The organism is Kitasatospora sp. NPDC086801 (assembly GCF_044745805.1).
Lineage (GTDB): Bacteria > Actinomycetota > Actinomycetes > Streptomycetales > Streptomycetaceae > Kitasatospora.
Genome location: NZ_JBIVAX010000033.1, coordinates 71,655 through 85,746 on the forward strand (window position 1 = coordinate 71,655; position 14,092 = coordinate 85,746).

At 75.1% G+C, this 14,092-nt stretch carries 10 protein-coding genes; 8 read left to right on the top strand and 2 right to left on the bottom strand.

The genetic code is table 11. The features are described 5' to 3' along the window. Window positions 1–302: 302 nt before the first annotated feature. Both ACIPLC_RS28095 and ACIPLC_RS28100 read left to right on the top strand, forming a co-directional pair. Window positions 303–2,132 (top strand): phosphatidylglycerol lysyltransferase domain-containing protein, encoded by a 1,830-nt coding sequence (locus ACIPLC_RS28095; RefSeq protein WP_400475796.1) that lies wholly within the window; start codon window positions 303–305, stop codon window positions 2,130–2,132. A 279-nt stretch (window positions 2,133–2,411) separates the two neighbouring features. Beyond that, on the top strand, window positions 2,412–3,101 hold the full coding sequence (locus tag ACIPLC_RS28100) for a hypothetical protein (protein WP_400475797.1): 690 nt from the start codon (window positions 2,412–2,414) through the stop codon (window positions 3,099–3,101). A 37-nt stretch (window positions 3,102–3,138) separates the two neighbouring features. On the opposite strand, the gene ACIPLC_RS28105 is transcribed toward ACIPLC_RS28100, so the two are convergent. Next, window positions 3,139–5,919, bottom strand: a complete 2,781-nt coding sequence (locus tag ACIPLC_RS28105; protein ID WP_400475798.1) for a SpoIIE family protein phosphatase — start codon at window positions 5,917–5,919, stop codon at window positions 3,139–3,141. Window positions 5,920–6,305: 386 nt separating this feature from the next. On the opposite strand from ACIPLC_RS28105, the gene ACIPLC_RS28110 reads away from it, so the two are divergent. The 4 genes from ACIPLC_RS28110 to ACIPLC_RS28125 all read left to right on the top strand — a co-directional run bounded on the left by ACIPLC_RS28110 (window position 6,306) and on the right by ACIPLC_RS28125 (window position 11,682). After that, entirely contained in the window at window positions 6,306–7,496 is a 1,191-nt protein-coding gene (locus tag ACIPLC_RS28110; RefSeq protein ID WP_400475799.1) for a rhodanese-like domain-containing protein, read from the top strand. Window positions 7,497–7,635: 139 nt separating this feature from the next. Further along, complete coding sequence (locus ACIPLC_RS28115; RefSeq protein WP_400475800.1) at window positions 7,636–8,295, top strand: DUF5819 family protein; 660 nt, start codon at window positions 7,636–7,638, stop codon at window positions 8,293–8,295. Window positions 8,296–8,447: 152 nt separating this feature from the next. Continuing rightward, complete coding sequence (locus ACIPLC_RS28120; RefSeq protein WP_400475813.1) at window positions 8,448–9,551, top strand: HTTM domain-containing protein; 1,104 nt, start codon at window positions 8,448–8,450, stop codon at window positions 9,549–9,551. 10 nt (window positions 9,552–9,561) lie between these two features. Further along, on the top strand, window positions 9,562–11,682 hold the full coding sequence (locus ACIPLC_RS28125; RefSeq protein ID WP_400475801.1) for an FUSC family protein: 2,121 nt from the start codon (window positions 9,562–9,564) through the stop codon (window positions 11,680–11,682). Between the two features lie 31 nt (window positions 11,683–11,713). Here ACIPLC_RS28125 and ACIPLC_RS28130 read toward each other — a convergent pair whose 3' ends face one another. After that, window positions 11,714–12,382 carry a hypothetical protein gene (locus ACIPLC_RS28130; RefSeq protein WP_400475802.1) on the bottom strand — a complete coding sequence of 223 codons (669 nt, stop codon included), beginning with the start codon at window positions 12,380–12,382 and terminating at the stop codon, window positions 11,714–11,716. A 98-nt stretch (window positions 12,383–12,480) separates the two neighbouring features. Between ACIPLC_RS28130 and ACIPLC_RS28135 the strand changes: the two genes are divergently transcribed. Both ACIPLC_RS28135 and ACIPLC_RS28140 read left to right on the top strand, forming a co-directional pair. Continuing rightward, window positions 12,481–13,188, top strand: coding sequence for a TetR family transcriptional regulator (locus ACIPLC_RS28135; RefSeq protein ID WP_400475803.1), 708 nt, complete (start codon window positions 12,481–12,483; stop codon window positions 13,186–13,188). A 5-nt stretch (window positions 13,189–13,193) separates the two neighbouring features. After that, window positions 13,194–13,949, top strand: a complete 756-nt coding sequence (locus ACIPLC_RS28140; protein WP_400475804.1) for a TrmH family RNA methyltransferase — start codon at window positions 13,194–13,196, stop codon at window positions 13,947–13,949. Window positions 13,950–14,092 lie beyond the last annotated feature (143 nt).

Consider the following 14,092-nt stretch of genomic DNA (forward strand, 5'->3'; position numbering starts at 1 on the left):
CGGCCGGGATCGGGCGGTCCGCGCGGGTCGTTTCGAGGGTAGGGGTAGCCGGGGTGGGGCGCCGAACGGATGGCGGTCCGCACCCCCGCCACATGGCGGGGGTCGGAATCCGCTACCCGGTTCACGCAATTCTCAGGCCGAGTGGGGAACCATGGAGTCGGCTGCCCTTTGTCGGCCTGCTCCATTCAGTGGGCGCCCGGTCGAGGTGAGGGGCCGCCGGTCAGTCCGTCGGGCCCGTGCGGGCGCCCGTCGCCGGGCCGTGTGCGGATGCGCCCCACCATCTGATCGTTTGGAATTGAGCTGTGTCGTCCACTGTGAAGTCGGAGCCTTCCGCCACGTCCACCGGGCCCCGGCCCGTCGGCGTGCTCGACCGCTGGCGCCCACGGGCCGCCGCCGTCTCCGTCTGGTACCTCCGGCTGCTGGCGTTGCTGAACGTGGCGACGGTGCTGCTGGTGCCGTGGGGGAACCAGGTCAGCGAGCACAACGAGGGTGAGTACTTCACCCCGTACCTGATGACCTCGGGCCTGGCCAGCGCGGTGCTGGCGGTCTTCCTGGCCATCGCGATGCGGCGGCGCAAGCGGGCCGCCTGGATCTTCAACGCGGCCCTGGCCAGCATGTTCGCGATGCTGTACCTGCTGGCCATGGTGCTGCCCGGCGAGCGGTTCAAGGACCACCCGCTCAACTACATCTCCACCGTGCTGACCTGCCTGTTCGTCCTGGCGCTGATCATCGGGCGGAAGGACTTCACGTCCAAGGGCGACCGCTCCAACCCGAAGACCGCGGCGGCCACCTTCGTCGGCGGGCTGCTGTTCGGCGGTGCGGTCGGCGCGCTGCTGGTCTGGCTGACCAACGGGCTGAGCGGGGCGGGCTTCTGGGACCTCTTCCGCTTCTCCGTCGGCCGGATGATCACGATCAACCCCTCGGAGCACCTGCGCTCGGTCATCTCCTCGCCGACCTGGGTCAACGCGGCGATCAACGCGATGGGCGCGGTGCTCTTCCTGCTGGTGCTGTACGTGGCCTTCCGCAGCCCGCGCGGCAAGGAACTGCTGAACCCCGAGGACGAGGCGAAGCTGCGCTCGCTGCTGGACAAGCAGGGCGAGCGGGACTCGCTCGGCTACTTCGCGCTGCGCCGGGACAAGGCGGTGGTCTTCTCCCCCAGCGGCAAGGCGGCGGTGACCTACCGGGTGATCGGCGGGGTCTCGCTCGCCTCGGGCGACCCGATCGGCGACCCGGAGGCCTGGCCGGGCGCGATCGAGGCCTGGCTGTCCGAGGCCCGCGAGCACGCCTGGGCGCCGGCCGTGATGGGCGCCTCCGAGGAGGCCGGGGTGATCTACGCCCGGCACGGGCTGGACGCGCTGGAGCTGGGCGACGAGGCGATCGTCGAACTGGACGAGTTCTCGCTGGACGGCCGGGCGATGCGGGTGGTCCGCCAGGCGTACAACCGGGTCAAGCGGGCCGGGTACACGGTGCGGATCCGCCGGCACGAGGACATCCCCGAGTGCGAGATGGCCGAACTGGTGGCCAAGGCCGACCAGTGGCGCGACGGGGCGACCGAACGCGGCTTCTCGATGGCGCTCGGCCGGCTCGGCGACCCGGGCGACGGCCGCTGCGTGATGCTGGAGTGCCACGACGGCGACGGCGAGCTCAAGGCGCTGCTGAGCTTCGTCCCGTGGGGCCCGGACGGGCTCTCGCTGGACCTGATGCGCCGGGCCCGGGACACCGAGAACGGCCTGATGGAGTTCATGGTCATCGAGCTGCTGCAGCGCGCCGAGGAGGTCGGGCTGAAGCGGGTGTCGCTGAACTTCGCGATGTTCCGCTCGGTCTTCGAGCGCGGTTCGCGGCTCGGTGCCGGACCGGTGCTGCGGCTGTGGCGCTCCGTCCTGGGCTTCTTCTCGCGCTGGTGGCAGATCGAGTCGCTGTACCGCGCGAACGCCAAGTACCGGCCGATCTGGGAGCCCCGCTACCTGCTTTTCGAGAAGAGCAGTGAGATCCCGCGGATCGGCATCGCCAGCGCGCGGGCCGAGGGCTTCATCGTCGCGCCGAGCCTGCCCGCCCTGTTCCGCCGCCGGCACGCCGGGGCCGCCGTGGTGGCGCCCCGGCGCCCGATCGCGGCGCAGGACGGGAAGGGGTAGCCCTCCGCCGGGGGGCGGAGGGGACCGGACGGTCGAATGGGGGTGACGTCGGGGATATCCCTCCCCCCAGAGGATGACCCTGATCCGCATCTATGCCGATGTGGATTTGTTAAGAGGCTTCTAATGTGGGAGTAGCTCAGAAAGTTCGGGGATTCGGGAGTAACGGTTGTGATGGACAGGACCCACGCGGGGGGCGTGCGAAAGGGGCCGCTGGCACTAGCCAGATCGGCCGCTGTCGCCGAGTGGGGGACGTTGTACGCGACGGTGCGGGACGCGGCGGTGCGCAGGAAGTTCGCCGCCGTTCCGATGGCCACGGCGGCGACGTTTCTGATCCTGCTGTTCAGCATCACCCAGCACCTGCCGGGCGGTGAGCACTTCGTCAACCGCATCGGGGTGGTGAAGGCGGCGCTGCCGCTGGACGTCTCGCTGCTGCGGACCCCGCTCTCGCTGTACGTGCCGGCGCTGGACCTGCCGGTCTGGGGCGCGCTGGCCCAGGTGTTCGTGGTCTTCGGCATCGCCGAGATCGTGCTCGGCCGGCGGATGACCCTGGTGGTGGCCTACACCTGCACCCTGGCGGGCACGCTGTTCGCCCGGATCGGCGTGGCGCTCGGCCCGGGTCACCTGTTCGGCTTCCCGAAGTGGGTCGCCTACGTGCGGGACACCGGGCCGTCGGCCGCGGTGGTGGCGCTGGCGATCTGCGTCGCGTTCCGCTGCCGGGCCTGGTTCACCGCCGGCCTGGTGGTGGTCATGATGGTCGGTGAGGCGGTCGTGCTGCCGAACCTGGCCGGTCTGGAGCACGTGGTCGCGGTGATCACCGCGCTGCTGCTCGCCGTCTCGGCCGAGGTGTTCGGGGACTTCTGGCCGCGGGTGCTGGCCGGGGTCGGGGCCGCCACCTCGGTGGCCGCGGTCGCCTCGCGGGAGGTCGCGGTGGACGCCCGCCGGCGCCCGGCGGGTGCGCTCATCCCCTGACGGACCCGCCGTCCGACGGTCGTCGGGCAGCCGGCCGTCAGGCGTGCGGCAAGGGGAGTTCGAACCAGACGACCTTGCCGACCGCCTTGCGGGCGGTGCCCCAGCGTTCGGCGAGCTTGGTCACCAGGGTGAGGCCGCGGCCGGTCTCGCCCAACTGCTCGGCCGGTTCCAGTGACGGCAGGTTGTGGTTGTCGTCGCTGACCTCGACCAGCAGCTTGTCCACCCGGATCAGCTGGAGCTGGACGCGGTCCCGGGCCACCCGGACGGCGTTCGTGACCAGCTCGCTGACCAGCAGCTCGGTGATGTCGCTGAGCGCCTCCAGGTGCCAGTTCGCCAGCTGCTCGCGGACCAGTGAGCGGGCCCGGCGCACCTCGCGGTGGTCCACCCTGAGGTCCCAGGTGGCCACCTCGGACGGGGCGACCCCGTCGAAGCGGGCCACCAGCAGGGCGACGTCGTCCTTCCGGTCGTCCGAGTGCAGCCGCTTGAGCACCACGTCGCAGGCCTGCTCGGGGCTCTGCCGCGGATCGATCAGATTGCCGCAGAGCGCGGCCAGGCCGGCTCCTATGTCACCGCCCCGGACCTCGACCAGGCCGTCGGTGCACAGCACCAGCATCGAGCCGTCCGAGACGTCGATGGTCTTGGCGACGAACGGCACCCCGCCGACCCCGATCGGGGCGCCGGCCGGGATCTCCAGTAGTTCGCCGGAGCCGTCCGGGTGCACCAGCACCGGCGGGACGTGGCCGGCGCTGGCCAGCTCGCAGGTCCGGTTGATCGGGTCGTAGACCGCGTACAGGCAGGTGGCGAGGTGGTCGTCGCCGAGCTTGTGGGCCAGGTTGTCCAGGTGCCGCAGCAACTGGCCGGGCGGCAGGTCGAGCGCGGCGAGGGTCTGCATGGCCGTCCGGAAGCGGCCCATCGCGGCCGCCGAGTGCAGGCCGTGGCCCATCACGTCGCCGACCACCAGGGCGACCCGGCTGCCGGGCAGCTGGATCGCGTCGAACCAGTCGCCGCCGACCTCGGCCTTCGGGTCGCCCGGCAGGTAGCGGTGGGCGATCTGGACGCCGGGGATCTGCGGCGGGCGGGTCGGGATCATCGAGCGCTGGAGGGTGGTGGCCACCCTGGCCTCGGCGCGGTGCAGCCGGGCGTTGTCCAGGGAGAGCGCGGCCCGGACGGCCAGTTCCTTGAGCGTGGCGGCGTCGCTCTCGTCGAAGGGGGCGCGGTCCGGCAGCCGGAGCAGTTTGAGGATGCCCAGCACGGTGCCCCGGGCGGACAGCGGCACCACCAGCATCGAGCGGCCGGAGACCACCGGGGCCAGCCGGGCCGCGCCGAGCGCGATCGCGTAGTCGACCGCGACGTCCGCGTTGATCACCGGGACCAGGACCGGCTGGTTCAGCTGCAGGGCCATCCCCGGCGGGGTGTGGCGCGGCATGCTGACCAGCGAGCCCTCGGACAGCACGTGGTCCCAGGCGCCGCCGGTCTCGTTGTAGACCAGGGCGACCCGGCGGAGCATGGTGTCGTCGTCCGGACGGGCGGCCGGCAGCTCGGAGTCGGAGATCAGCCCGTCCACCAGGTCCACGCAGGCGAAGTCGGCGACCCGGGGGACCAGGACCTGGCAGAGCTCGTGCGCGGTGAAGCCGAGGTCCAGGGTGGTGCCGACCTTGCCGCCGACCTCGTTCAGCAGGGCCAGTTGCTCGCCGGCCTGCCCGTTGGTCAGGAACGGGCTGAGCCGCCCGGACCGGCAGCCCTCGGCGCCGGCGGGGGCTGAAGGGGCCTGTTCGGCGTGGCGGGCCGGACGGCCGTTGGCGGACGGTTCGACGGCGGCCGGCTCGATGGCGGGTCCTCCTCCGGTCGGGGACGGGACGGCCAGGGACGGGAGGGTCGGGGACGGGACGGTCGGGGGGACGCCCGCCGGGGTGCCGGTCGGCTGGGCGGCGGACCGCTCGGCGGCCTCGCGCTGGGCCGGCATCGGGCCTGGCGGCCGCCCCCGGACGGTCCGGGCCGCGGGCGCGGACTGCTCGGGCTGCGGCGGCGGGCCGACCCGGGCGGCGCGCTGCTGGGCGGTCGGGTAGCGGCGGCCGAGCCCGGCGGCGGCGTGCGCGGCGGCGGCCTGCGGGTCGGCGGGCAGGACCGGCAGCACGGTGGCCGGGTCCAGCCGCAGGGCGGGCAGACCGGCCTGGTCCAGCACGTCGAGCAGCAGCGCCCGGCGGTCGGCCGAACCGGTCGGCAGCAGCCCGGTCAGCCGGTCGCCCGGTAGGAGGCCGGCGCGCAGCCAGCCGGGCGGGGTCAGGGCCGCGCCCAGCCGGTGGAAGCCGCCCCGGGAGGGCGGGGCGGCGGCGAACGGCAGCAGCCGCTCGCCGAGCGCGAGTCGCGGGCCGGTGGTGCGCAGCGGCCGGGCGTCGGCGGCGAGGGCGAGCAGGCCGCCGAACGGGTCGGGCAGCGGCCAGGCCCACCAGAGCACGTCGCGCAGGTGCTCCTCGCGGTCGGTGACGGCCATCTGGCCGGCCCAGGGGCGTCCGTCGGCGGTCAGCGCGGCCAGGGTGTCCAGGGCGTCGCGGCGGCGGCGCACGACGGGCCCGGTGGTCGGGCCGGGAATGGCGAGCGGCTCCACGGCGGGCAGCAGTCCGCTGGCCGGCCGGTCGTGGGCGACCTCGGCGCGGTGCCCGAACAGTTCCTCGGCGGCCCGGCTCCACTGGGCGATCCGTCCGGTCCGGTCGACCAGGACGAGGGCGAGCCGGACCAGGGCGGCCACGCCGGTCGGGTGGTCACCCGGCACGGCCTCGGCGCCCGCCGGACGCGGTGTGGAGTTGGACTCGGCCACCATGGATTCGGTCTGCTCCCGCCTGGCCGCCGCGCCTGGAGGCGGCCGTCTCTCCGGAGGAAGGCACGCTGCGCGGATACCCGGGGCGTGTCTTGTGGATCGTGCCGGGCTTGAGGGCGTGTCTGAACGGTTCCCACCGGGTGCCTGACGCCGCACGCTGATCCGACGCGAATCATCAGACACGCCCTAGCGAAGCACGGACCGGCCCGGGCGTGATAGCGAAACGGGGAGATTCCTCAGGATCGGTTGTGTGTCGTGTGGCGCGCGCCGGTTCGCACTCCCCGTTCACCCGGGCGGGGCTTTCGCGCGCGAGGGTAGGGTGGCAGGCCGGGCCACCCCGCGAGGCGGGTCCGCAGGACGCAGCCGGCCGGACGAGACAGAGGCGAGAAGTGACCGCGCAGAGCCCCGTCCGCTGGACGGACCCGCAGCAGCAGGAGCTGGAGGAGCGGGTCGCCGCCGCCGAACTCGCCTGGCTCAGCATGGACGTCGACGTGCAGACGCTGCGGGTCGAGATCGACAACTTCGCGCTGATCCACCATCAGCTGCTCGGCCCGCTCTACGCCCGGCTGGACGAGCTGGAGGCGCTGGTCGCCGAGGCCGTCGCGGCCCGGACCGGGCACCCCGAGGACCTTCGCCGGGCCGCCGAGGCCCGCCGGCAGGTCGACGAACTGCCCGACCTGGACGCGCTGTTCGACTCCGTCCGGGAGCAGGAGGCGGCCCCGCCGCCGCCCGCCGCGCCGGCCCGGGTGCGCCCCGGGCGGGACGCCCAGCGGATCTACCGCGAGCTGGTCCGCCGGGCCCACCCCGACCTCAGCACCGACCCGGCCGAGCAGCAGCGCCGGGCCGCGTTCCTGGCCCGGGTGAACGAGGCCTACGCGCTCGGTGACGCCGCCGCGCTGGAGGGCCTGTCCGCCGAGTGGTCCACCGCGCCCGAGGCCGCGCCCGGCGCCGACTCCCCCGACCGGCTGGAGTGGCTGCGCCGCCGGCTGGAGTGGCTGACCGCCAAGATCGCCGAGACCGCCACCGAGCAGGTCCGGCTGGAACAGACCCCGATGGGCCAGTTGCTCGCGCTGGCCCCGCAGGACCCGGACCGGCTGCTGGAGCAGCTCGCCGAGGAACTGCTCGCCAAGGCCGCCGCCCAGCAGGCCGAACTGGAGCGGCTGCTCGGCGCCCCGGCCGCGGCGGGCGACGGCCACCGGCCGCCGGTGGGCGACAATGGCACTGACCCGACCCACCCCCAGGAGAGCCACACGATGTTCGCGCAGATCCCCTCCACCACCGCCGCCGCAGTGCCCGCCGACGCAGCCCTGCTGGACGTGCGCGAGCAGGACGAGTGGGACGCCGGCCACGTGGACGGTGCGCTGCACGTCCCGCTCGGCGAGGTGATCGCCCGGATCGGCGAGCTGCCGGACGGGAAGCTGTACGTGCTCTGCCGGGTCGGCGGCCGCTCCGCGCAGGTCGTCCAGTACCTGGTGCAGCAGGGCCGGGACGCGGTGAACGTGGACGGCGGCATGTACGCCTGGGAGGGCGCGGGCCGTCCGATGGTGAGCAGCACCGGCCAGGACGCCTTCGTCCTGTAGTCCTGTAGTCCTGTAGTTCCGCGGCCCTGTGGTCCTGTAGTCCGGCCCGGCGTCCCGGTGTTCGCCCGGTAGGGCAGGATGGGCGCGCGACCGCGCCGGGACGGGACCCGGGCGGCGCGCCGACCGGGCCGGGGAGGCCATGACGGAGACGACGGACCGCCCGGCCGCCGGACGGGTCTGGTCGACGCCCGCGCAGCTCGTGCTCGGCCTGGTCGCGGCGGTGCTGGTGGTCGGCACCGGGCTCTTCCTCGCGGCGGTGTTCCTGCACGTCGCGCCGGCCAACTCGCTGTCCCGGCAGTACCGGGACGAGGTCGACGGCCTGGTGTACCCGGAGTTCGAGCAGAACTGGCGGCTGTTCGCGCCCAACCCGCTGCAGCAGAACGTCGGCCTGGACGCCCGGGTGCGCACCGCCGCCGACGACGGCACCACCCGCACCCGCGACTGGACCGGGCTGACCGCGCGGGACGTCGCCGCGATCCGGGGCAACCCCGCCCCCAGCCACGTCGACCAGAACCTGCTGCGCCGGGCCTGGGACTTCTACGACGGCTCGCACAACCCGCAGGACGAGGGGCTGACCAACACCCGCGGCCGGCTCGCCGAGCAGTACCTCAAGCGGATCGCCCTGCAGCGGATCGGCCGGGAGGTGGCGGGCGAGCGGATCCTGGAGATCGAGTTCCGGGCCACCGCGGTGACCGTCCCGCCGCCGTCCTGGAGCGGGGAGGCCGCGCCGCCGGCGCCGAAGGTGCGGGAGCTGCCCTGGTGGCCGGTGGACGACGAGGACTACCGGGGGCTCGGGTGAGCGAGGTGTCGCCGGAGGTCTCGCAGTCGGCCGAGCAACGGCGGTTGGAGGGCATTCCGCGCCAGGCCGGGCAGCTGCCCGCCGACGGCCCCGGGCCCGCCCCCGATCCGGCGCCGCGCGGGCCCGGCCCGGCCGACCTGGCGGCCCGGGCGATGGCCGCCTTCACCGGCCGGGTGCTGGGCCGCCACCAGGCGGCCGTGGTGCGGATCGGCTTCGGGCTGGTCTGGCTCGCCTACCTGCTGCGCGAGTGGCCCAACCGGCGGGTGCTGTACGGGGACCGGTCGCCCTGGTCGACGGACCTGGCCGAGCGGCTGCTGACCGACAACGGGGCGCTCACCGTGCTGCCCTGGTTCGGCGGGCGGCCCTGGTTCGAGCTGGTCTACCACCTGGCGGTGCTGGCCGCCGTCGCGGTGGTGCTGGGCTGGCGGACCAGGGCGAGCGCGGTGCTGTTCCTGGTCACCGTGCTGTCGCTGCAGAACCGCAACGTCTTCCTCGGCGACGGCGGCGACAACGTCGTCCACCTGATGGCGGTCTACCTGGTCTTCACCCGCTGCGCCGAGGTCTGGTCGCTGGACGCCCGGCGGGCCCGGCCCGGGCGGGCCGGGGTGGTGCTCTGGGGGCTGCTCGGCGCCGTCCTGGCGGTCTGCCAGTTCGGCGGCTTCTCCGGTGAGAGCCTCACCTGGACGGCCCGGACCTTCCCGTACGCCGGCTGGGCGCCGCTGTTCTGGGGGCTCTGGGCGGTGGCCGGGCTCTGGTGGACGCTCGGGCGGCTGCGGCCGGGCGGCGAACCGCGCGCGGTGCTCGACGCGCTGGCGAACATGGTGCACAACTGCGCGATGCTGGTGATCGCCGTCGAGGTGGTGCTGGTCTACGCGACGGCCGGCTGGTACAAGGTGCAGGGCTCGCGCTGGCAGGACGGCACCGCGCTGTACTACCCGCTGCACCTGGACTACTTCACGCCCTGGCCGTGGTTGTCCGGGCTGGTCGGCTCGGCGCTGCTGCCGGTCTTCCTGATCTCGTACGGCACGGTGATCGTGCAGGTCGCGTTCCCGTTCACGCTGCTCAACCGGCGGGTCAAGAACGTGCTGCTGGCCGTGCTGCTGGCCGAGCACCTGGGGATCGCGCTGCTGCTCGGGCTGCCGGTGTTCTCGCTCGCGATGATCGCGGCGGACGCGGTGTTCCTGCCGACCGGCGCGCTGCTCTGGGCTGCGGCGCGGCTGCGGCGGATCCGGCGGTCACGGAAGCCGGTCGCCTAGGCTGACCCGTATGTCCTGGTTCGCCGCCCTTCGCGACACCGCGCGGACCGGACTCACCCTCGACCGGGCGCTCACCGATCCCAAGCGGGCCCTGCGCGGGGCCGTCGCGGTGGCCCTGGTGCTCTTCCCCACCCTCGCGCTCGGCGGGGTCGCGCTCGCCACCTCGGCCGCGATGGGCGCCTTCATCGCCGGCACGGCCACCTTCCAGCGCAGCTTCCGGCCCCGGGCCAGCCTCGCCGTCGCGGCCGGGGCCGGGCTCGGGATCAGCACCTTCCTCGGCTACCTGGCGGCCGGGGTCCCCGGGCTGTTCCCGGTGCTGCTCGCGGTGTGGGCCTTCGGCGCCGGGCTCGCCTGGGCGATCGGGCCGACCGCCGGGGTGGTCGCGACCAACACCGTCTCGGTGATGCTGATCGTCGTCCAGCTGCCGGTCAGCGCGGCCGCCGCGCTCGGACACGGACTGGTCGCCGCGCTCGGTGGGGTCGTCCAAGCCGTCGTCATCACCCTGTGGCCGATCGGGAGCTGGAGCGCCCAGCGGGACGCCCTCGCCGACACCTACGCTGAACTCGCCGACTACGCACGCCGGTTGAGGCAGGATCCGACCGCGCACGTCGATCCGGCGCCGTTCATGACGGCCCGGTACGCCGCCGCCCTGACCCCCTGGCAGGACCGCCACCGGCCGGCCGAACTGCGCGGCCTGCGCGGCCTCGCCGAGCGCATCCGGCCCACCCTGGCCGCGCTCGCCGACCCCAAGGTGGGCGCCCCGGAGGAGGGGCCCGAACGCGACCGGGCCCGCGAGGTGCTGGCGGCCGCCGCCGAGGTCATGGACGCCCTGGCCCGGGCCGTCCGCACCGGCGACCCCGTGCGGCTCCCCCGCTCGGCGCCCACGCTCACCCTGGTCCCGCCGGACGAGGGACCGCGGTTGCAGGGGGCGGCCCGGCGTTCGGCCCGGCGGCTGGGCGGGCTGCTGCGGAAGGCCGCGGACACGCTGGAGCGGGGTGACGCGGACACCATCACCACGCCCGTGGTCGGCGCGGGCGGGGCGCTGCACCGGCCGTCGATCCTCCGGATGCTGCCGGTCGCGCTGCGGACGGTGCGTCGGCAGCTGCGGCCGCGCTCGGCGATCTTCCAGCACGCCGTCCGGCTCGCCGGGGTGGTCACCGTTGCCTACCTGCTGGCCCGGTTGGTCGGGTTCCACCACGGCTACTGGGCGCCGATGACCGCCGCGATGGTGATGCGGCCGGACTTCGCCCAGACCTACAGCCGGGGTGTCGCCCGGCTGGCCGGGACGGTCGTCGGGGTCGCCGTCTCGACGCTGGTGGTGCAGCTCACCCACCCCGGGCAGTGGGTGCTGGCCGCGCTGGCCGTGCTGTGCATCGGCGGGTCGTACCTCGCGTTCCGGACCGGGTACGCGCTGACGACGGTCGGCATCTCGACGTACGTGGTGTTCCTGCTCGGGCTCCAGGCCGGGAACCCGCTCACGACGGCCTTCGAACGGGTCGGGCTCACGCTGCTCGGCGGGTCGGTGGCGCTGGTGACGTACGCGCTGTTCCCGACCTGGCAGACCGCCAGGCTCGGGGAGCGGCTGGCCGAGTGGCTCGCCGCCGCCGGGCGGTACGCGGCCGCGGTGATCGCCGGCTACGAGGACCCGGCCGCGCCGCGCGGGCGGGCGGTGCGGGCCGCGCTGCTGGACTCCCGGGAGGCCCGCTCGGAACTGCTCCAGGCCATGCAGCGCGCCGACGCCGAACCCGGCCGGCACGCCTCCGGGCTGCCCGGGGTGTCCCGGCGCCAGGTCGACCGGGCCCGGGCGGCCGTCGGGCACCTCGGGCGGGTCGCCGTCCTGCTGGAGGCGCACCTGCCGGCCGCCGACGCCGACCCGGTGCCGGGGACGGCGGAGTACGCGGAGGAGCTGCGGCTGGCCACCGCGCTCGCGGCGGCGGCGCTGCTCACCGGGCAGCCGGTGGAGTTCGGCGGCGTGCGGGAGGCGCAGGCGCGGCTGGAGGAACGGCTGGCGCAGGCGCCGGCGGGGGTGCAGCGGGACGTGGTGCGGGCGGGGACGCGGCTGCTGGGGCAGGCGCTGAAGGACCTGGAGCGGGCGTTGCGGGGGCGGGAGGACGTGCGGGGGGCGCCGTAGGCGCCGCCCCCCGGGAGGCGGCGCCGGGGCGTCAGGCGGCGCGGGCGGCGGCCTCCAGCCAGTTGGCGAACTCGCAGGCGAAGTGCCACTGGTGGCCGGTGCCGAGGGCGGCGGGCGCGGCCTCGGGGAACTGGACGGTGAGGCGGATCCGCAGGCCGTCCGGGGTGTCGGCGAACTCGTGCATCACCCGCAGCACCTCGGTGCCGTCGGCGAGGGTGCCGGTGCCGCCGATGCGGACCGGGAAGGCCTGGTGGCCGGGCCCGGCGATCGGGACGTCGTCGTGGAAGCGAAGGAAGAAGCGGGCCGGGCCGACGCCGAGGGTCTCGATGATCTCGACCCGTTCGCCGGTGGAGTCGGCCAGGTAGTGCTCGGGGTTGGCGGCGAGCAGGGCCTCCCGGTCGGGGGCGTGCAGGCGGCCCTGCCACCAGGTGAGGAAACGCGCGGCGTCGATGCCGGGGGCGGTGATCTCGGTGACGGCGGTGCGCCACCGGCCGCCGGAGGCGTGGGCCCAGGCGGCCAGGGCGGTGTCGGCGGCGGTGGTGTCGGGGGTGAGCAGTTCGCGCATCCGGTCGTCGCCGAGGCGCTGCTTGAGCAGGCGCAGGGCGGTACGGGCGCGGTCGAGCTCCCAGGCGAGGACGGCCTCGCGCGGGTGGCCGGTGCCGTCGATGTCGGTGTGGACGGTGAGCGCGGTGGTGGTCACGGCGTCACTCCTCGGCTCCTCAACGATACGGAGAGATTTTCTCCGCTTCGCTGACGCTAGCATAGGGGGAGAGAATTTCTCCGGTTAGGGAGTTGCCGATGAGGGCCGACGCGGAACGCAGCCGGCGCAGGATCCTGGACGCCGCCTGCGAGGTGTTCCTGGAGCGGGGGCCGGACGCCCCGCTGGACGCCGTGGTCCGGCGGGCCGGCGTCGGCCCGGCCACCCTCTACCGGCGCTTCCCCGACCGGGAGGCCCTGGTCCGCGCCCTGGTCACCGACCTGCTGGCCCGGCTCACCGAGGCCGCCGAACAGGCCCGCCGCGACGAGGCCGACCCGTACCGGGCGCTGCGCCGCTTCGTGCACGCCGCCGCCGACCTGCGGATGGGCGCGGCGATCGTGGTGCTGCTGGAGCGGCTGGTGGTGGACCAGGACCTGGTCGCCGTCCGCCGGGGCACCGTCACCGCGGTCGAGGCGCTGTTGCGCGCCGCCCGGGACGCCGGGCGGCTGCGGGCCGACGTGGGGATGGGCGACCTGGTGCTGCTCTGCGTCCGGGTGTCCCGCCCGCTGCCGGGCGCGCTGGCCGCGCTCGACGCGGACGGCTCGCTGGTCCACCGGCACCTGGACCTCGCGCTCGCCGGGCTGGCCGCCGATCCGGGCGGCCCGACCGGCCGGCCGCTCGGCTTCGACGAGGTGATCGCCGCCGCCGGGCGCCCCGGCGAGCCCGACCCGGGCGGGGTGGCTCCGGGCGGGGTGGTCGTGGGCGGGGTGGCTCCGGGCGGGGCGGTTTCGGACGGGGTGGCAGAGTGAACGCCATGGACGACGAGGTGCTGCGGGCGTGGCGGGCGGCGGAACGGGAGCCGGGGGCCGTCCTGCTGGACGGGTTCCACCCGCTGAAGCACGCACTGCGCTTCGGCGGGGACGTCCGGCGGGTGCTGACCGCCGACCGGGCGGCGCTGCTGGCCCTGGCCGGGGAACTGGCACCGGACGTCGCACCGGCGCTGGACGCACTGGCGGTGGAACTGCCCGAGGAGCGGCTGCGGACGCTGGCGCCCCGGCTGCACCCGACCGGGGTGGTCGCCCTGGCCGCCCGGCCGTCCGTCGCGGCGAACCTGGCGGCGCTGGCCCGGCGGCCGCGCCCGGCGCCGGTCGTGCTGCTGGAGAACCCGCGCAACCTGGGCAACGTCGGGGCGGTGATCCGGCTGGCGGCCGGCTTCGGCGCCACCGGGGTGGTGACCACCGGCGATCTGGACCCCTGGCACCCGACCGTGCTGCGCGGCAGCGCCGGCCTGCACTTCGCCACCGCGGTGGAGCGGCTGGCCCTGCCGGAGCTGCCCGCCGGGCCGCTGTACGTGCTGGACCCGGAGGGCGCGGACATCCGGACGCTGCCGTTCCCGGACGACGCGCTGCTCGCCTTCGGCACCGAGCGGCACGGCGTCTCGGCGGAACTCAAGGAGCGGGCGGACCACCTGGTCTCGGTGCCGATGCAGCCGGGGGTGTCCAGCTTCAACCTGGCCACCAGCGTCGCGATGGGGCTCTTCCACTGGATGTCGTCGAAGCCGCAGGGGTGAGGCGTGGGGGCCCCCCCCCCCGGCGGGGGGGGGCCCCCCCCCCCCGGCGGCCCGCCCCGAGCCCGCCCCCCGCGGGCGGGGCCGGGGGGGCCGCGGGCGCGGCGCCGGGCCCCCCCCGGGCCGGCGGGGAGGGCCGGTCGGCC